At 49.7% G+C, this 21,614-nt stretch carries 7 protein-coding genes and 1 other annotated feature; all 7 genes read right to left on the bottom strand.

Annotation, left to right across the window (positions count from 1 at the left end; all coding sequences use genetic code 11):
* Window positions 1-13: 13 nt before the first annotated feature.
* The gene (locus DQG23_RS14940; RefSeq protein ID WP_420330231.1) at window positions 14-907 is read right to left on the bottom strand and encodes a carbohydrate ABC transporter permease; all 894 of its coding nucleotides are present in this window, start codon (window positions 905-907) and stop codon (window positions 14-16) included.
* Window positions 908-927: 20 nt separating this feature from the next.
* Complete coding sequence (locus DQG23_RS14935) at window positions 928-2,322, bottom strand: ABC transporter substrate-binding protein (RefSeq protein WP_113031649.1); 1,395 nt, start codon at window positions 2,320-2,322, stop codon at window positions 928-930.
* Between the two features lie 710 nt (window positions 2,323-3,032).
* Window positions 3,033-3,291, bottom strand: a binding site (T-box leader).
* 557 nt (window positions 3,292-3,848) lie between these two features.
* A complete protein-coding gene (locus DQG23_RS14925) occupies window positions 3,849-8,027 on the bottom strand; it encodes a DUF4855 domain-containing protein (RefSeq protein ID WP_113031647.1) in 4,179 nt (1,392 codons plus the stop codon).
* Window positions 8,028-8,056: 29 nt separating this feature from the next.
* Window positions 8,057-12,367 carry an S-layer homology domain-containing protein gene (locus tag DQG23_RS14920; protein ID WP_113031646.1) on the bottom strand — a complete coding sequence of 1,437 codons (4,311 nt, stop codon included), beginning with the start codon at window positions 12,365-12,367 and terminating at the stop codon, window positions 8,057-8,059.
* Between the two features lie 612 nt (window positions 12,368-12,979).
* Window positions 12,980-17,731: a DUF4838 domain-containing protein gene (locus DQG23_RS14915; protein ID WP_113031645.1), complete on the bottom strand. Its 4,752-nt coding sequence runs from the start codon at window positions 17,729-17,731 to the stop codon at window positions 12,980-12,982.
* 123 nt (window positions 17,732-17,854) lie between these two features.
* Window positions 17,855-20,026: a right-handed parallel beta-helix repeat-containing protein gene (locus DQG23_RS14910; protein ID WP_113031644.1), complete on the bottom strand. Its 2,172-nt coding sequence runs from the start codon at window positions 20,024-20,026 to the stop codon at window positions 17,855-17,857.
* Window positions 20,027-20,344: 318 nt separating this feature from the next.
* Complete coding sequence (locus tag DQG23_RS14905) at window positions 20,345-21,349, bottom strand: LacI family DNA-binding transcriptional regulator (protein ID WP_113031643.1); 1,005 nt, start codon at window positions 21,347-21,349, stop codon at window positions 20,345-20,347.
* Window positions 21,350-21,614: the final 265 nt, after the last annotated feature.

Raw genomic sequence — 21,614 nt, 5'->3', positions numbered from 1 at the left:
CCGGTGTTCATCTTCAATAAATGTTGTTCAGTTTCCTTGTCAAGTACAAGTAAATGCCTGTAAGAGCCCCTACCAGAAGCGACAAGAAAAAAGCCACTGCCGAACCATACCCAATATCCTGCGGCACCGTTTCTCCTGTGGACACCGGAAAAAGCAGTTTGAACAAGTACATGTACATCACTTGCGTTTTGCCGACGGGACCTCCGCCTGTCAAGACCATGATCGATTCATAGCTGTCCAGAGCGTTCATGATCGCGATCATCATAATGATGTTCAGCACCGGTCCGAGCATCGGGATCGTTATGTGGACAAATTTCCTCCAGCCGGTGGCTCCGTCCAATTCGGCACTCTCGTAAACGTCTTTGGGAATGCCTTGAAGTCCAGCCAGAAACAACAGCATATAATTTCCGATCCCACCCCAAGCTGCAATGATGATGCAGGTCAGCATCGCATATTCCACTCCGAGCCAATCCACTCCGGTCGAACCGATCGTTTTCAGAACTTGGTTCAATAGTCCGTTGTATGAGTTGAAAATAATGTAAAACACAACAGCCATAACGGCTGTACTGAATATCGTCGGCATAAAAATGATTCCACGCAGTACGTTGCGTCCACGCAGCTTGCCATTTAAGAGTACGGCTAATACAAGTGCAATTGGAATCGTCAGTACTAATTTGCCGGCAGCATAGACGAGTGTGTTCCAGATGGACATCCATAAAACGTCATCATGCCAAAGCCGTGTAAAATTTTCGAATCCGATATAACGAGCCTCGCCGTAGCCTCTGTACTCATAGAACATGTACCGCAATGCCCACAGGATCGGATAAATGCCGAGCGTCATCGTCAAGATGACGCTCGGCGCAACGAACATGTGAGCTTCGATATGGCTCTTCCATCTTCTGCTCACGACAACTGCCCCCAATGTTGTTATTTGCCTTGCAGCGATTTCGAATCAAAGTTGGGAATCACGACTTTTTTTGTCGTTCCGGCAGCTGCGCCTTTTTCCAGGGCTGAATTATAACGGTCGTTAACAGATTGAATGATTTTGTCCAGATCGCCGCCAACCAGTATATACCCGCCGAATTCTTCCTGCCAAGTTTTCCCTTCCAATTTAAGGCCTTGCGGACTTAACGGCCAATTGGCGTCGTATTTCGTCAGCAAAAAGTTTTTGATCCCCGGGATATTAGGCTCTTTGGCCGCTTTAGAAATACTCGGCACAACGGAAAGTCCGTATCCCAGCTCGTGGTAAGCGGTTTGCATTTCGTCGCTGTACATATACTCCATGAATTTCCATGCCGCGTCTTTGTTTTTCGATTTGCTGCTCATCGATAACCAGATTCCGCCACCCGGGCCGGCAGTCCCTTTCGGTTCGCCGCCATCGATCGTAGGCATCGGCGCCGCGTCCCACTTGATTTTTGGAGGAAATTGATTTTTGTAGACGCCCGGTTCGACAGAGTAGGAGATGTACATCCCGATCTTGCCTTCGGCGAACTGCGCGCGCATCGGATCCATATCAAGCGACTCAGAACCCGGCAGCGTACTCCCGTCCGTTTTCATTTTACGGAGTGCCTCGATAAGCGGTTTCCAGCCGGAGTAATCAAACTTGCCTGCCTTGTAATCATACCCGTCAGACATTCCGTTTAAGGCTGCCATTGGCATCAGGGAACGGTTAAGAGCGCTTGCCGGGCTCTTATAAGGAAGCGACCAGCCGTAGATGCCGTCTTTTTTGCCGACCTCGGTAATTTTCTTGGCTGTTTCTACCAGTTCGTCTAACGATTTCGGAGGCTTGACTCCTGCTTTCTCGAAGATGTCGACATTATAAATCAGGCGAAGGGTTGCGCCAGAATTGGGGAACGAAATGATGTTTCCGTTAAACATATTGTCATTTTCGTTGAACATCCCGTCGAACTTTTTCTTTATGTTATCAGTCATGTATTTATTCAGCGGCTCAAAATACCCTTTTGCACTGAATTCAGCGGGAGTAAACGTGCCAAATACATCAGGCGCCTGGTTGCTCGTAAATGCCAGATCCAGCGATTGGGCGTAGTTCTCGGCCATCATAGTCATTTCAACTTCAATATTTTCCTTATTCGACTCATTGAACTTTTTGATTTTTTCTTGGATGAAGTCGGCATCATGACGCTGGAAGGTCCAGTAAACGAGTTTTGTTTTTTCTTTCTTGGCCGCAGGTGTAGGAGAGCTCGAGTTTGCCCCCGGTGCTGTGCTGCTTTTCGCCGAATCATTGCTTGTTCCGCAAGCCGAAAGCCCTACAGTCATCGCCAGACCGAGCAATACAGCTGCTGGCTTCTTCAATTTGTCCATCTTTGTTTTTCCTCCCTTTTGATTGGTCTAACCAGTTGACTTCTTCTTAATCTTACATGGTTTCCAATCGAAATGGAGTGCAACAAAACGATGATCAAAGAGTAACAATACTATGATGTCGATTGAGGAGGGCTACATAGATTTCAGGAAAATCAAAGTACGGTCAAAATTTCTTCATATACAAGCTCCCACCCTTCAATTGAACCTCGAACTATGGTTGTAGATAGGATAACTCCGTACATTTGGAGCTTAATCGCAGCTCATAATTCTAAATGTATAGCACCCGAAATAAACTGGATCGGTTTCCCGTCCAGCATGAAAGTAGATCTTAATAAACTATAAATACCAAGCGGGTTGCGTTCTGAAACAATTTACATAGCACGGGTTGATGAGCGCTCCACTTTACTCCAGTAAAGAGATGAGCCACGATATTTGTGCAAAAAGAGATTCATTTTTTCTATTACGCTTTAGTCAAAAATAAGTCGTGGCTTCACGTAATGAAAATAATACTAAGGCAGCCTTCCAGTAATGCTGCCTTGGATGGAGAGCCGTTTGCTAAGTTCGAATTATACTTGGTGCCGATCCAGTCTTCGCCAATTAACGGTTTCATCATAGAATTTTCTTACATTTTCTAAGCTGTCCATTTAGCGCCCTGAACATAAATTTATTAATCAGAACAAAATAAAAAATCCCACCCCCAAGACATTTGTCTCAGGGACGAGATTGAATTCCTCGTGGTACCACCCAGATTCGCTGATAGGTCACCCTATTAGCCTCTTCAAGTACGGCATTCCTGTGGAATGATTATACTCTAGCTCTGTAACAGGAGCTCCTGTCACACCATCCCTATTCTCGGATCCGATGTGCTGCTCAGAGGCTTTTTTCTGTAAAGAACACTTTACTCCTTTTCAGCTACAGGAGCTCTCTGAGAAAGATTTCTTTACGTACTTCCCTCATCATCGCTTTTCAAATATTAGGAGAATGTTACCAAGATTATTCGGTCTTGTAAAGGTCTTAAAAATAATCGCATTAAGGCCCTAAATATCGAACAAATTCAATTTACTGCCCGTTTAGTTGAGTGCCTCCACTTTACTTCGGCAAAAGGGTCAAGTTCTTGTCGTTCGTCCGCGACAAGAAACTGACCCTATAAAATCAAAAACCCGCAAGTTATGCGGGTTTGAATCGGGCTATGTTCTTGTCGTCCGACAGGTGGTTAGGCTTCCCATTTTAATCGCACAGTCGCCGACTGATCCTGCCGCTGCCGTGCTTCACGCTTTCGCATTTGGGTCCGCTGCCCGTCGCACAATCAATAACCCGCATAACTTGCGGGTTATAATCGGGCTATGTTCTTGTCGTCCGACAAATTGGTGGTTACTTTATATGCGCGGATTTCTTCGGGACACGTTGTCCGGCTATACACCGCATAGCCTCCTTACGAAGTTTTATTCTGTATCGTCAAAAAAGCACACCCCGGGCGCGTTGCCGCGCTAATCGGAATGTGCTTAAATCAATTGTTCCCGCGTCTACTACTGCTGCTTCCCCTCGATTAATTGAAGAACGCGATACAAGAACGTCGCCGCTTCCGCTCTGCTGGTCGTACTCTTCGGCTTCATATAGCCGTCGGAACCCGTAACCAGCCCATGCTCGAACATCGTTGCCACGCTGTCCGCAGCATATGGCGCAATCTGGCTCGCATCATGGAAGCCCTCAAGTGTTGAACCGGATGTGGACGGCTTGATTGCCCCCGTCTTTTGCAGCGCTCGGATCAGCATAACCATAGCGTCCTGGCGGCTGATTGAGTCACGAGGAGCAAAGTTAACTTCGTCCACTCCCGAAACGATTCCCAATTGCTTGGCGATGGACACCGCATCGTAGTAATAATCATTCGGCTTCACATCGGCGAACGTCGAGGTAATCTCGGCGCGCAGGTCAAGCATGTTCACCAGCATCAGGACAAAATCAGCTCGCGTTACTTGATTTGCGGGGCTGAAAGTGCCATTTTCGATCGAGGTGCCTTTGACGATGCCTCTTTCGGCCAGCTTCTCGATCGCCTCGCGCGCCCATTCATGCTGGCCAAGGTCAGTGAACGCAGCCGGTTTCTTGCCGCCGACAGCATAGACGCCGACTTGGTCGATGGAGAATCGCAGTACGCCCTTGTCTTTGTCATAAGATGCGCCATCAATTGCCGCCGCGCTGTTGCCCGTCAGCTCAAAAGCTTGCAGATCAGCTGCTTGCTCTCCCGCTTGAAGCGAATATGGAATCGCAATGGAATTCGGTGCCTTCGCATTGTTCCAAGACAGAGCTTCACCGTCCAGTTGCAATGCAATTTCCACGATTGGCCTGTTGCCGATCCGGCCAGCCGCTTCGTTGCCGCGATACTCGCCTGAATGGTCGCTTACGATAATGAGCAGCTTTCCGGCATTCTTCTTGACTCCTACCAGCATGTCACCATTCAAAGCAAGCTGGGCATACGGCGTGGAGATATGCAGAATCAGATTAGACTGGTTCGTCAGATTAGCTGCCGGAAGCTCCAAAGCATAGCCGCCAGCCGCGTTCGACGACTTCAATTCAAGACGAATATGCTTGTTGCCGTTGCTGTCGGCTGTTGCCTTGAGTATCGCGGCATTCAGATCAGCTGCTCCGACCGAAGCCGCAGCCTGATTGCCTTTCAATGTCGGGACAAGCATGACTTTGACTGAACCGTCCGCTTGCAACGTATACGGATCTTGCGCCTGACCGCCTCCACCGCTACCTCCACCGTTGCTTCCATTGGTGCTTCCATTGGTGCCTCCATTGCTGCCTCCATTGCCTCCGCCAGTGGAAGGCGGCTTGCGAAATTCGAAGGCGGCCTGCTCTGGAGTCGTCATGTCATCCGTTTCAAGCTCGACCGTATACAGTCCTTGCTCTTCTCCGGTCAACGTAAAGGCGATGCGGAAGCTTCCGTCATCCTCTGTGCTCGTCTGACCGGTATATTGAATGTTGCCTTTTGGGTCAAGCACTTTGACATACAAATGTTCTTTCTTGCCGTTCATGACCAACCCGTCGATCGTGACTTTTTTCGTGGAGGCGTCCACGGCGGCTTGTATGCCGTCCAATGTCTTCAGCTCTTGCTGCTGGGCAAGATCGTACACGCCGAATTCATAGAAGGAATAACCGTAGAACGTTGCCCGATTCAGTCCCTCAAACTTGATGTATCTTGCCGTCGTTGCCGGGAATACCAGTGTATTCTTGCCGTCGGACGCTTTAACCACGCCATTGTTGCCGACTTTCAAGGGCTCCCACGTCTGCTTATCATCCGAGACGCTCAGACGGTATTGGTCCGCGCGCGCATATTCCCAATCGATGCGGATCGTATCGAAGGTTTGCTTGTTGTCCAGATCGATCTGGAACCAAGCGGTATCGCGCACTTCGCTCGCCCAGCGCGTTCCCGGTGCGCCATCCAGCGCTTTCGAAGGCTCCAGACCCGCGGCTTCCGTCGAGGATGCCTCTGCTTCTTTGTCTTGCGCGATGCTGCCGATCTCGTAATACACGCCTTCCTTCAGCGCCGTATAAGCGCTTTCCGTTACAAATTCAAGGCCTTTAGCCCCTTCCAGCTTCGCATTGAATGCCAGCAAATAGTCCCTGGCTTGCTCAGAGTCGCTCTCTTGCGTACGCTTCATCATGATCAGGGCGTTGCGCATAGCGCGGACCGTATCGGCATTGCTAAGCTGCTTGTTGTCCGCGTACTCATCAACAAGAGCCAATAGACCTTCAGCGCCCAAACGTGCTTCTATTACGAATTTAACCGTCTTGGATTTGGCAGCCGCCACCGTCAGCTCCAGCACATGCTTACCCGGCTTACCCGTCAGATCTACAACAGTTCCTTCCGTATAAGGCTTGCCGTCATACTTGGCCGTAACTTTAACAATCCCGCTCCCGCCATCTCCCGGAATGCTCCAGGTGAAAGCGGCCTGTGTCGTATCAGGCACGATCGTATGCTCCGAGATCGGCTGCCCGTTCATGAGCGCTATAACATCAGGCGGAGCAGCGTCTTGCTTCTGATAAGTGCCTTTAGAGAATTGGTATAGCCAATCGTAAAGCACGCGGGTAGCAGGGTCTGTGCTTTCAGCCGCGTTGTATACAGCGTTGTTGCCTTGATAGTAAGCTTTATATCCATGCTGCATCAGACCGGTATCCACGCCGCTGTTCAAGTACTCGATGAACCGCTCGCGGAAGACGGCGTCGTTGATCATCCGGTCGTCGAATTCCAGCTCCAGCGACATGCCGTACCGCTTCGCCATATCCGCTGTATCCTCCAGACGCGAAGGGCTCAGTTTCTCGAAGAAATAGTTCGGCTGCAGAGATACGGCATCAATGCCGACATCCTTCCACATGAATGCCTTATAGGCCATAAAATGAGGAATCCAGAACAGCTTCAGGCCTGCGGTATGAACGATGTCGCTCGCTCTCTTGACCATCTCCGGCCCGGTCGCATGCGTGCTGATTTGTTCCTCCAGCCAATACATGCCGACAAGCTCCAGGTTCGAGTAGCCCGCAGCCGTCCATCTGGCTTGCACTTCATCGACCCACCACTGAATCGCTTTGGCCCTGTTATCCAGCGATGCGGCATCGCCGACCGCACCTACATCGAAGTTCAGATACTCGCCTTCAATGCTGCCGAAGTCGGACTGATACTCGCCCGGTTCTGGAATCATCAGAACAACCTTCGTCTTATGTTCGGGCTCGCCAAGCTTCACGCCTGCCTCGACCGTCGCCTCGTTCAACGCGCTCATATCGCCGCCTACGTTAAACGTTTTATCCAAATACCATCCCCATTCCTGTTTTCTGGCTTTGCCGGCCGCTTCTGTCGCTCCGAAGCCTCTGCCGTTATCCGATGTCAAGCCCAGATACAGCACGCCGTCGAATAGCCAATCGACAGGCTCTCCCTGCTCGTTCACATAACTGATATTAGGGATAGCCCGTTCCTTCGTCCAATTTCCTGTGCCGTCCGCGTAGTGTCCGTTATACAGCAAGCCCAGGTTTTGAATCCCGCCAGTAGCATCTCCAGGCTGCAGGAGGGCGTAAGGCTCAGGCTGTACCGGCTGCGCTCCGGAGATCAAGCCATCCGCACCGGTAATCGTCACCTCGTCAATCATGCTCCATGCCCTCGGATGCATGGAGAACACTACTTTCACATACCGAGCGTATACGAGTCCTTCGGTATAATCGCCACGCTTGACAGCTCCAGTTTCAGGGCTGCCGTCCCATGCAAATGTCTCGATGTTGGTCTGGTCGCCCCATAACAACTGAGTTGGATTATGAGACAATACGCCCCAGCTCACCCCATCGTCCGACGCGTAGAACGAAACGGTGAGCGGCACAAGCGTTTCGTTGTTCGGCCAATCGTGCAGGAAACGCGCGCTCACCTCCTGAACCGTCTTTTGCTCGCCTAGATCAAACACAACCGAACGGGATTTCTTGTTGCGGTGGCCCACCCAGTTGCCGCTTTCACGCGCGGGGTCGGCGGCATTGCCGTCCGACAGCTTCGTCCCGTCATCCGGGAAAGCGCCCTCCGGCTGTTCCGACCATGTGTACGTTTTCCCTTGGGCCAGATTATAAAAGCCGGCGCTTTCTCTGCCCGCCTCCTCCGCATTCACAGACGATATTAACGATAACAGCATGACCGGGACAAGCAGCAAAGCAGTCAAGCTTCGTCTAGTTTTCACCTAATCTCACGCTCTCTTTCTATGCATAATTAGTTCTGCTCCTGTTCCTTCAACTCCGCAAGCGCATCAAGCATATTCAGAATAACGGTCACTGCTTCAGCTCTCGTCGCCGAGGCGGCCGGCGCGAACCGGTTGTCCCCGCGACCGTTCATCACTCCCGCCTCCCGGGCTGCTGCCACGTACGGCTTCGCCCAAGCCGGGATTTGATCCGCGTCCTCGTAAGAGAGCTCATGCCCTTCCGCAGTCTTCAGACCCAAGCCGCGAACAATCATTGCTGCCAGTTCTGCTCGACTAATCGAAACCTTCGGTCGGAATGTCCCATCCTCATAGCCGCTGATCAGGCCGGATTCCAAGGCTTGCGTAATATAAGGCTTCGCCCAGGTTTGAATCGAATCTGCGTCCGCGAAGTCCAGCGAACTGTTCGTACCTTGCAGCTTCAACGCTTTCACCAGCATGACGACGAATTCGTCTCTGCTGACCGTCTTATTCGGCTTGAACGTCTTGTCGGTGTAGCCCTCTACGAATCCAAGATCAACCGCCCGTTTGATGGACGCTTCTGCCCAATGGCTCGCAATATCGTTCAGCCGAACCGTTGTCGATCCGCCGGACTCCCCGCCGTTGCCGCTGCCGTTCTCATTGCCATTGCCTGGATCTTCACCTCCCGGATTCGAACCGCCGTTTTGGCCTTCTTCCGGATCAGGAGTTACTGGAGTCGGAGCCCATCCTCCGTCGCCGGAGCCAGGCAGCGCTTTGATTTTGATCTTGAACGTTTTCTCCGCGGATGCAGCTCCCTTGCTGATCGTCGCGGTCAGCACGACCTCCATGTCGCCTGACCCGCTTGACGGACGTTTCAACAACTGTCCATTCGCATTCAGGTAGTCGGGTTTTGAGCTGCTCCAGACGATGCGCGTACCGAGCTGCCCTTTCTGCGGGAGGTAAAGGTTGGATGCGATACTTCCGTTTACATTAAGCTCGATCAGACCCATTACGTCTTCGATCGTTAGACGATCACGCGCAACGCTCAGCCCTGCATACGCCTGTTCGGCCTCAGGACGAGACAGCTGGGCGTTTTGAATAGCCGCAGTCGCTTGCCCAATCGCTTGCTGAAGCTGTGCCCAGCCCTCAGGAGAGTAATTGTCCTCCACAAGCTTGTCGGCCTCGATAGCCGTCAACAGGTCGATAATCGGCCGTAGATTGCCGAGTTTATATTCCTCGCCGTACACTTCAAATTCCTCAAAGGAATAGCCGAACATAGTAGCTCTGGACACGCCTTCGAACTTCACGTATCTGGCTGGCGTGCTCTGGAAGGTAGTCACGACTCGTCCCGGCTTTCCGTTAATTTCCCCGTTGTTGTCTTTCACAACGTTCGTCCAGTTCTCCTTGTCCTCGGACACAAGAATGCGGTACTTCGAACCATAAGCCGTTTGCCACAAAATAGATACAGCATCAATGTTCTTCACTTCACCTAGATCCACCATGAACCAGGTATCGTCCACCCAATCGCTGGACCATCTGGTATCCCCTCTGCCGTCCACCGCTTTATCCGCAGTGTAGGACGAGGATTCCGGTTGCGAGGATTCGGCTTGCTTATGCAAAGCCAGATTTCCATGCAGGTCCAAGTAGGTGTTCCTTACGATGAGTTCGTCAATCAAGCCTTTAAAAGCATTCGTTTCGCTGCCGATTTTGGCTACCGGCAGAACGAATGTTTCCAGCTTGGAGCCGTCTTTGAGAGTAGCCGTATATTCACTGCCGTTAATGAAGATGGAGGTCCCGGTATCGTCGCCGATCATAATGACATGGGTCCAGCGATCGGTCGCCAGCTTATAATTGAATTCGCTGATGTAATTTTCTTTTGTGACGGCGATTTTGCCGCTGCCCCCTATGTTGTATTTCAGCTGTCCGTCCAGAGATTCCAGCAGCACAACTCCTTGCGGGTTGTCAGCGTCCGGTTTGATCCACATGGACATCGTCCAGCCGAAACCAAGCGTGCGAAGCGACGTTTCCACGTAGCTAGCCCCGCCGTTTAGCCTCACGGCTTGACCGAAGATTCCCTTCTCTGTGCCTGCGTTTACCTCGTTGCCGTCAAAGCCGTTCCCCGAACGGTCCGCGAAGCCTTCGTCGAAGGTATAATCCAGTACGAGATGCCGCTCATTGTCGATTTGAAGCTTGTGTGACTGATGAACACCCGGCGGGTCCACGTACCTTGCGGCATCCGCCTGGAAGCTTGCGAAGTTCCGATCGATGCGGTTGCCTCTCCACAGCTTTTCCGCCAGCACTTGCATGGAAGGCAAGATCCGCTGATGCGAGTCCGCCATGGATACGCCTTTCTCTACGGACACATCGTTCCAGAGCGCGAACATGCCGCCTTTGACCTGCGGATGCGCATAAGGAAGCTTCGTCTCCAGCCAATCGTTAGGCTCCCACTCGTTGTAAATAAAATCGTAATTCAAATAGCTGCGGTACAGCTGCGGAACGATGTAGAGCAAATTCGTATTGGTATTGATAATATCGTAGCCGAGCTCCATGGCCTGCTGAGCGCTTCCGTACGGCTCATACCAGATGTCCATCGTCGCATCGTTACTGACCGGCGTCGTGCCGTCGTATGCGGACAGACTGCCCCATAGACGGGCGCGTTTGCCTTTGCTGTTAATGTGGTTAAGGAGCATATCCACGTACCTGCGGAACGCCTCCTTGTCGTCGCCTAAATATTCATCCGTGCCGACGTGCACATCCGGGCCGACGAAGGTCGGATTGCTGCCGTCGAGATACTCGTCAAAGAGTGCTTTAATGAAGTCGAGCGTCTCTGGACGATTGATATCCAGCTGATTGTTGCTGCCCAATCGAGAATCGTAGGCGATGAACGCGCCGGAGTGGCCCGGCGTATCAATTTCCGGCACGACGTTTACGCCGTATTCCATCCCAAGCAACTGCAGGTCTCTGAATTGCTGCTTCGTATAATAGCCGTCCTTGCTCGTCACTCCCGGAAATTTCTCGCTCTCCAGACGGAAGTAACCGACATCGCCGACATCATCGTTCAAGTGAATCTGGAACCGGTTCATCTTATAGTAGGACATCAGTTTGACATAGTCCCGCAAAAACTCGATCGTATAAAACTTGCGGCCCACATCGAGCATAAAGCCTCGATCCGCGTATTTCGGATAATCGCGCGATTGCCCCTTGGGCATCGTCTTATGATCGGCAGCGTGGCCAAGCAGCTGCAAGATCGTTCTCGTACCGAACATGACGCCCGTCTGATCGGAACCAGCGACGGAAACATATTCGCCGATATTCAGCTCATACCCCTCAGTCCCCAACAGTGCTTGCGCAGCATCCAGCACCAAGTAGATGTCCCCTGCTTGAGGTGAGCCAACCGTTACTGTCAGCGGCAGCTTCGTTAAATCAAGCAAGTCCTGCTGCAAAATGTCAGCCGTCCCCCGCATAGCCGCTTCATCATCTGCGCGAATGACGATTTTCGACTTGTCCGTCAAGCGGAACTCGCCTGTTGCGCCAAGCCACTCACGCAAAGAAGGAATGACGCGCGGCTCCTGGTTCCGATCGCTCGTCTGCTTGTAGAGACCGGGTACGGTGACTAGCGCATTATCCGTTAAGAGATATGTCGGATCGCTGTCGCTCTGGATTTGCAGCAGCAGCTGAACCTGAGTATCGACTAGCGGCGCTTGGATCGTGCCCTGCGCATCGATCACCGGCAAGCTGTCTGTGTTCACCAACGACAGCGTATAACCATCCGGTACAGCGGGCAGGTTCAGCTGAGTGTCTCCTTCGGAGACGCCGATGCTGTTTTTGACCGCGTCCATCATAGGCGGCAACAATGGTTTGCCTTTGTATACCTCGAATTCCCAGAAGGAGTATCCGTAATAGATACCCTCAACTGGACGTCTCGTTACTCCTTGAAACTTGACGTATTGCGCCAGTGTCGGCTCGAAATCGATCGTATCCTCGACTGGTCCGCGGGCGACGAGCACACGGTTGTCCGCGAATACGTTCCTCCAGGTTACCGCATCGTCAGACACGAGAACTTGATATTGTTCCGCCGGCGTCTGCCAGTTGATGATGACTCTTCCGATTTCTACAGGCTCGCCCAGATCAACGTAGAACCACTGGTTATCCGTTCTTTCTGAAGACCAGCGGCTTGCATCCCGATTGCCCCCATCGACCGCTTTCTCAGGTCCGAAAAAATCCACTTCGTTCGACGACGAATAAGCCGTCTTCCCTAGAGCCATATTCCCTGTTGCGGCATTGGACCTCTCCGAAGGGGTCGTCACCATTATGAAAGCGGCAACAAATATGACTAAAAAAATAACCCTCTGCCGTAAACCCACGAATATCCCTCCCGTAGTAATTAGCACAAATTACCACAAGCAACCCGCATGACCTTCCATGCTATTTGCTGCGGCAACTTCATTATAAGTAGAGGGCAATGAAGCATCGATATACATGTGTTTACATTCCATATACAAATGTGGACATTTGGCCTTCTACGGTGAATCAAGGCTAAGCACCGCTTTCCGATTCCGCAGTTCGAAACTTCAAACACAGCACCATTATTAAATACAATACCGTCATTTCCAGGTGTTACTAGGTCTCTTTCTAGTAATGTTAATTTTTTCACCTTTCTTTGAACATCAAAATAAAGACATTTTACAAAAACTATGCTACCTCTATTTTTACATGTTCAATTTGTTCGAATATGGGAAAAGGAATGCTCCTTAAACCATCCTGCCCGGTGAAGCTGAACGCCACTTTACTTCGACAAAAAGGTCAAGTTCTTGTCGTTCGTTCGCGACAAGAACCTGACCCTATAAAATCAAAAACCCGCAAGTTATGCGGGGTTGAATCGGGCTATGTTCTTGTCGTCCGACAGCTACATCCCGAGCAAATCAAACGAATAAAAACGCGCATATCCCCAACAAAAGGATATACGCGTTTTTTCACTACGGCGTTGGAATGATTTCAAGCTTCATGTCGTCGAACCATACAGGTGCTCCAGCGTTTGCCTCTAATCTCAAATAAACCTGGAGAATCGTTGCATCGGCTCGGGGGACAAGCTGTACTTCAAAGTACTGCCAGCCCGGACCGGAGGTGCTGATCGGCGCATAGCTATAACTCAAGGATGCACCCGCCTGATTCGTTTGGCGCAAGCCAAATCTGGCGTTGCTATTTTCACTGTACACCCACCCGCTCAAACGATATTTAGCTCCGGGAGTAACCGCAACATCGTGTGAACGGCCTGTTATTACTAACCCCGGATTCTGCGGATCAGGCAACACTTTGACTGCATAGCTTCCGCTATGCGCCTGCTCATTCGATCGCTCAAATTTTGCCGAGGACCAGTCGCTTGGAAGTAAGGGATTCGTCGTACTCGCCTTTTCGAAGCTGGGATTATTCAGCAAGTTGTCGTAATACGCTACATTGAATCTTGTATGCAGCGCATCCTTGCCGCCCATTCCCAAACGAATATCCACGGAGTAGTCGCCTTCTCCCAATTCCACAGGGACGGTTAATGTTCCTTCTACCGTCAACGACTGGTTGGCAGGAATCGTAACCGGGCTGGCAAACTGGAGTTGAATCCCATTCGCTCCCGTACCGGAAAGCTCAACATTCAGAGGGACGGAACCATTATTTTTGATCGTTACGGGAACCTTATACGTCCCTGCACGCGTAACCTTGATCTCTTCGCTGGAGAGCTGAAGATTAAGCTGTTTTCTGATCAGCGCATACGCGCCGTCGACGAGAACCTGACTGTATGCTTCGCTTAATACGCCAGCGGACCGAAGTTGCTCCGCTTCTATGATGAAATCAGCAAGAAGTCCTACATAGGGTTCCATCTCATTCAGCTGATATTTTTGATCGGCCGATTCGAGTAATCCAAGCATCGGCTGAGCTTGGGCGTCGGTCAGCTCCCCTGCAAGGATATAACCGTTTACAACGTCAATCAAATTTGCTGCGCCGCCGTTTCGAGCTTGATAAACGCCAAGGTCATCCAAATAGACGGTGGCATCTTCCGCATTATTGATTTGCGTGTTGATTAGAATATTTTGAATATCGCGGCCGTTAATTTGCGCTGGCATTTCTTCCAAGAAGTTGATCTCCGTCCATTGCCCGGCATGATCGGCTAATGTCATCGCTTTGGAGTAATACACCAATTTGTTCTTCCCGGTATGGAGTTCAATGACGATTTGAACGATACCTTTGCTGGTCGTCCCTGCCGGTGTGTAAAATTTTACAGAGGAAGCCAATAATCCAGGCTGAACATCCACATACTTCCACACACCGGCTTGCTTGGCGTTTGTGAAACGCAAACTGTGCGTTCCGCTAAACGACTGTTCATCCGTAACTTCGATGTTGGCCGTATAATCCGGCCTCCATTTATTCCAAGTAGGGATATCCGCCTCCTCGAATGAAGTATCGACTGCTAAAGACTGCCCGATATCGGTGCGATCCAGCAAGTTCGCAAATTCGCGGAGCTTCGGCTTGGAGGCATCCTTCTGGAAAGCGTGAATGCGTTGCATAACCGCGTTATTCTCATCCAAAGGACCGTGCTCCTCCAAGTAATGTTTGACAAGCCATAGTTCATCTGCATTCCAACCGGTCCAAGTTTCCCCGTATGAAATCGGATCGGAAGGGTATCTTAGCGTCGGGTTTTGGTTAAATTCGGCAATGAGTTCCGGCCGGCGCTTCACCAGCTTTAATCGCTCTTCTAATGTTTGTTCCATATCGTTCAACAGGGCCAACACGTCATTATCGCTAGTCGGCTTTTGGATCTGATGCGGATAAGAAAACGCAGAAACTTCGTAATATTCTAATTGTCCCAGCAATTGCTCCGCTCTTGTTTTTTGCTGCGTCGTCTTAGCCTTGGCGAGTACCGTTTCGAGCAAGGAGCGGCTTTGAATGAGCTCGTCTTTGGCAAGCTCTAAATACGTATCATTTCTCATCGATAAGTAGATGTAATCCTTGGAAGATTGGAACCAGGATGACTGTGGTGCCTTCGTTCTCCAGAATTGTTCCCACAGATCATAATACTGTTTCAAGTACGGAGCCGCTTCCGGACCTACAGCTGCTTGATACCAATGATCGAGTAATGTATCCGCTCTCTGCTCCATACTCCAGCCGAGCTTGGCGATGAGCCAAGGCTGAGGGCCGTCTCCAAGTACAGGATGCATATCCCAGTGGTGTACGAGCACATTATTCTCTTGTGCATACGAGTACAACTCTTCTACCAGATGTGGATAAACACGCGGAAGCGGATAGACATAGCTCAGCATGTAATCATACCAGCCCAATTGCTCCGCCTTTTCACTCCAGGCTTCCATATGCGCTTTGCCTCGCGCTTCCACTCCCGGGTCAACCCAGGTTAACCGATCCTTCGTTATCACAGGAATCACACGCGGGTTCACCTTAAACGAAGGAGCATCCGTAACCTCCCGATACGCATAAACACCAAACCATTTGTCCGGATAGTCCGCCAACACGCCTTCGGCAACCTCATTCACCCATTTGTAATAAATGTCCGACATGTCCTGCAGGCCGACTGAATTGACCTTGTTCGGATATAAAGGATGAGCAAGGTTTCCTTCGCAAAAGCCCCCTACATCGTTAACAGCAAGAGAGTAAGAGCTTGCTTGCGGATTATTTCGGAAGAACTCTTTTATATTGTATACCGCTTCTGTAATAGTAGCCGGATTGCTGAAACACGGCTGCCATCCCCCGTCTGCACTAGCAGCAGGCGGCTTATTATCCGGATAAAAATTCGGATACTTTGCCGTATCTCCATATTTCGCAACCGGGAAAAGATTAAACAGATTATGGCCAAGTGCGATATCCGATGCCGAAATCGTCCGGTTCTGGCGTTTCCACTCTGTACGAAGCGTGCCATAAACCGACTCGCTGCCCATATTCATCGTGCGCTTTAACGCGAATCCAGTTGGTTCGTCTTTCCAACGGTCTTTGGGCAAAAGCAGTTCGTCCAGCTGTGGAACATCAACCCACTCTTCCCCCGGAAATAGCCATGTAACCCCTACATATTTCTCCAAAAAGGCGTATGCGCCGTTACGGGTTCCGACCAGCGTCGGACTTGTAATGATCAACTGATTGTTATCGGGAACGATGATAAAGCCGTCAGGATGCATAGCTCCCACTTCATCTGCCAATTCCCGATCTTCGGTGTAGGAGCCGGCTCCAATCCGTATCGTGACCGTAGAAGGATCCAACATCAACCCTTCCAGCTGATCGACCGCATATACCGAAAGCGTTACACCTGTCGCGCGACCGATATAGTCAGCAACTGCCGTTGTCGCTTCGTTTATTTCCGTACTGCTCTGCACCGGCTTGACTATGACCGCATGGGCTTCTCCTTGCGAAACGATGGCCAAAGGTTTCGCAGTAGGTGCTGGCGACTGAGTAGGTTCAGGCGATTCCGTAGGTCCAGATGACGAAGTAGGTTCAGGTGATTCCGTAGGTCCAGTTGACGAAGTAGGTTCAGGTGATTCCGTAGGTCCAGTTGACGAAGTAGGTTCAGGTGATTCCGTAGGTCCAGTTGACGAAGTAGGTTCAGGTGATTGCGATGGCGCAGGTGTTGCTGTCTGTGTCGGCGTACTCGATGGTGTCGGTGCAGAAGGGGTAACGTTGCCGCCATTGGCCGTTGGCGAAGGTGATGTTGAACCTGCTCCCTCTACCTTATCCGGTTTCTTCTCGAATGTTGAAGCTTTCGCCTGTTCGTTTATGACAGCTTTTCGGATCTGGCCTTTTCCTAGAACTTTGGCCGCTGCCTCCAACAAAAGAGACACAATCGTCGATCCATCGTCGACATTTAACTGGACTCCATTGCTTTTTGCTGTCGTCGTTCCTTCAATCGTCACATTTTCCAGAAATACTTCACCTGCGCCGATTCCTTCAGCCAGAATCAGATTGCCGGTTATTCGCATATTCCGCAAGGAAACGCCGGCAGCGTTTACCACAACGTCCCGTCGCACGGTTTCGACTCCTTCGGACGGTCCGTATGTTCCCTCTTGATTGTAAGTCGCCGTATATCTTACTACAATTGCGCGGTCTAGGATAACGACAGCCTCTGCACGGGTGATCGGCGCTTCCGGTTTGAATTTACCGTCTTCATAACCTTCCAATAAGCCGGCATTGGCCGCCGCCCCTACGGCCTCCCTGCTCCATTCGGCAATGACGCTTGCATCACTAAATCGACCGGCAGCGGCGCGATATACCGTACCGTCCAACCGGATCAGCCTGGCAATCATGATAGCCGCCTCCTGACGGCTAATCGGACGATCCGCACCGATCGTTCCGTCTTCATATCCTTCAATATAACCGGCAGCAACTGCCTTGGCTACTTCATCATATGCCCAATTGGAAGCTGCCAGATCCCGAAAATGGATGGAGACCTTCTCGGTAAATCCGAATGATCGGTTGACAAATGCCATAAACTCCAAACGGGTTATGATGTTGTCCGGTTGGAACGTACCATCCGCATACCCTTGAATATGTCCCTGGGTAGACCAATCCGACAGTTGCTTTTCCGCCCAATGGCCTTTAATGTCAGTCAAATTGCCGGAATCCGAATTTTCCGCACCAAGCGCTACAGACCCCAGATTGAAAACGGATTCAAATGAAGGCAGCATCAGACTCAAAATAAGCAATAGAATAAACTTCGTTCCGATAAACCGAATTCTTTGCATCTTGAACCTCCTGTTTCATAGTAATCGATTTCCCAAAATTAAAACGAGTTGCCCTTTCTTCCATATACACCTCCTCTTCAAAATACTGTTTCAAGCGAAACGAACCGAACTAGATCGAATGATTTAATGGAGATCCAGCATCACATTCCCGGAAGGTATCGTAAGCGACGTGTTCACTTTCAAAGGTTTTTGCACGGTATCGTCTGAAAAGCACTCCGAGTAATAATAATTTGTTCCTGCCCGGACAATCCAAACAAACGTATTCGTCGAGGTTATGACATCATTTACATTATAAAAAACGCAACCCTTGAACAACGTAGTCGGCTTTATTGTACCTTCTTCTTGAATGCGGACAATATAATCGGAAGTATCGATATTCTTTTCGAAGCGGCAATTAACAAATTCCAGTAGTATATTTTTATTTCCGGCTGTTCTCGCAATGAATATCGTTTGTGTGCCTGATAAAGCAAACCTTACATCATCAAAAAGGATCCGTCCGGTTGTCGTGAGATTCATTCCTCCGAAAACGGAACATTTGTGAAATTGAATCTCAGTTGTCGCAGAGGACCCTCCAACTATATGTTTATTGTCCGAAAACTTACAATTATCAAAATAAACCCCCAGAAAATTAAAGAGCATCGGAATCGCCAAGAAACTATTCGCTGCTTTCAATAATGGAGAACCTTGAAGCGCTTTCAAATAAAGCGGCTCGGAAGTGGCGACGCAGGTGCATCGGTCGATATGCATATGAAACTTGGCTTGATTGTACACAACGATGTCTCCGGAGGAGGATGTACTTGATGCGAATGTATTCATATCCATTCCGCTATGATCGAACGTACAATTACTGATTTGAATCGTTGATTGAGATTCGTTGCCGGAACATATCATTCCCACGGCCAGCTGTCCGGGCTCGCTTACGCGCAATTGGATCGAACATTCATTCAGCCTCACCACATCGTTCGGATGGTACGCATTTATGGCAACTCCAAATCTGGAGCCCGTGACATAACAACCCGAGCATGTGACTGAAAACCACTTGGCCAAACTATCGGATGCGATAATCCCATACAAATTATCGATAGCGATACAAGAGTCAAGCACGAAAGCCGCCGCTGCCGATTCTTGAAGTCGGTTGGCCCCCGGCGATACCATAAAGCCGCTTTGGGTGTTATTTTCGGCCACGCATTGGGAATATGTTACGTTCTCCGAATTTTCGGCCCAAAATCCAGTATTATATTCGCCCCCTCCGTAAAGCTTGGACTGATCATGTCCGAAACGAGCATAACATTGCGAGTAAGACAGATTGGTACTTTTACTTTCAGAGACGAACCCGATGCGCGTATAGTCTTCGGCCAAGCAGCGGTCAAATTTGACATTGCGGCTGCCTGCTACGTAAACTGCGTCACCGAAATTTCCTCTGGCTTTTCTCATCGTACAATCGACGACCGTAACCGAATTACAACTTTCAACCCTCAACGTCGCCATCACGCTATTTTGGAATACACACTGCTGCAGGTGAATGTTACTGCTGTTATATACAAAAAAAGCAAGCGCACCGGTAAAAGAATCGTAGTTGGAGCTACTCCAAGCCACCGGATCCGGGCTTACCGCTCCATCGAACGTCAATCCTGTGATTTCGATGCCGTTTTGTCCGATTATTCTCAAAAAGTTGTATCTATTGGATCCCGGCGAATTATTTTTTACTGTTGCTCCTTCGTAGCTGAACCACGAGGTATGGAGCAATAATCCGTAAGTCATATAAGTTCCTGATGGAAAATATAAACGTTTGGACAATGCTGCGGCCGTATTATCGGCGTTCTGAACCACCACGGTATCATCCGTCAGCCCGTCTCCCTTGGCGCCAAACCATTTCACATTCACAAAATCCGTAGCAATGATGCGCTTGTATCGGACGCCGGATGCCGAGACGACAACCGTTCCCGTATTATCAGTCGAAACCGTATCGGACGCATCGCCAATAAAAGGTCCTTCTTGTCCGGCATCCGTTATGTAATACAAATCGTCGGACAGCGGTTCTGAACTGGCTCTCAAATCGGCCAATTTAATAGGGATGCAACAGGTACCAGCCCAACCGCCTCCCGAACCGTAAACAGATTGCGTTACCGTATTTCCATTACCATTTCCGAACACACTTTTTTGTCCGAACATGGTTGAAGCCACAGTCGCTGCACCTACAATACCGATGGAAGCAATTAGTTTTCTCCGGCTAATTCTATTTTCACTTCCCGCCTGTTGCATACCCGAATCAGATTCGAACGTATCGCTCGGCATGTTATCCCTCCTTAAGGACTTTTATTGTCGTCTTTGCCGCTTCCCTTATTGAAACCGCTACCAAAAATAAAAAGCTGCCCCCCTTCCGTTAGAAAGGAATTGTAACCAAAAAAAACGATTAGCTAAACTTACTTTCCGTTCTTCACAGTAATCGATTTCTACAAATATCCTGCGCCGCAACCTTAGATGATCATTTACAACCCAACATTAACATATGTTAATTACTAAGTAAATATATTAACGTATGATAATCCAAAAAAAAAAAAAAAAAACGAGCCTCCGTTTCCGTCAAGGATTCCGTTGCTCGTATTTCTCCCGCTATTCGCCCCTTCTATTCTCATTACAAATCGTAACGCTGCCTCCATGGAATAAACCAAACTTCGACAACAGTATTCGCTGAGGCTCATCGTCCTTATGTCTAATGATCTCGATGAGACGTTTCACAACCAGCGAAAGCTCATCCGGGTCCTGGTAAAAAACCGTGAGCTGCGGAACGCTGACTTTCACAAATTCGGTAAACTCCACCCCGATTAGACTAACCTCGTTGGGCACGCCGACTCTTCGTTCCTTTAAACGATGAAGCACGCTGAACTGGATGACCGAATTCACGCAAAAGGCGGCCGTGTAGTCGATTTCAAGCGTTTCCATCCGATCGCAAAGCTCGTAGCCGTTCTCTTCTTTACTAACCTGAATCAAGCTTTTATCGAGTGTGATCCCCGCTTCCTCCAAAGCTTGCTTATACCCTTGCAAATTATTTTTATGCGTGACAAGCTCAAGGGAGCCTGATAAGAACGCGATTCTTTTATGCCCCAATGAAAGCAAATACTTTGTCGCTTCGTAAGACACCTTCGCATGATCAGGCATCATAATATTGAGATCGCTTCGATTCGTTCCCCAATAAAAGACGGTTGGGATTTTGGTCTGGCGGATCATATCGACGAATAACTCATCCACGGCCCCGGTAACAATCAGGCCCGCCACCTTATGCTCCTTCAGAAACAGCTCCAGTTGCTGGTAACTCTCCCGATTCGCCTTCACACTCCTGAACAAAAGCTGGTATTGATGCGTTCCCGCCGCCTCTGCGACGCTTTTCAAAAACGTAATATAACGTGGATCGTCATCGTCCCGGTCGTACAGAACGAAACAGATTTTCGGACTGACTTCGTTATCGTTATCCCAGTACCCCAGCTCGCGAGCCGCTTGCAGAACCTGGGCCCTTGTTTTTTCCGATACTTTCACATTAGGCGTATTGTTTAATACAAACGAAACCGCCGACCGTGAAATTCCGAGATGTTCGGCGATTTCTTTTTTTGTAACAGCCATTCCTGCTCACCTTCCATTAACTACAATTAACGTTGCGTTAGTTCTGATTTCAAGAGTACATGACTTTTCTAACATTCGTCAATCTGCATTTTGTAACGAAACGATTCCTGGACGGATATTTGTTACACAAATGAACCATTCCACGCACCCATTCAACCAACAAATCGAAAATGCGACATTCATGAAAGATAATAATGTTCAAATGCAGCGAGGCTGCCGAACCATACCGGTAGCCTCGTCTTCGTTGATTATTAAGCTCTCGTAC

Origin of the sequence: Paenibacillus contaminans (assembly GCF_003285015.1) — a bacterium.
GTDB classification, from domain to species: domain Bacteria; phylum Bacillota; class Bacilli; order Paenibacillales; family NBRC-103111; genus Paenibacillus_V; species Paenibacillus_V contaminans.
Note: the sequence above shows the minus strand (reverse complement) of the source record. Positions and strands in the feature narration are given on the sequence as shown.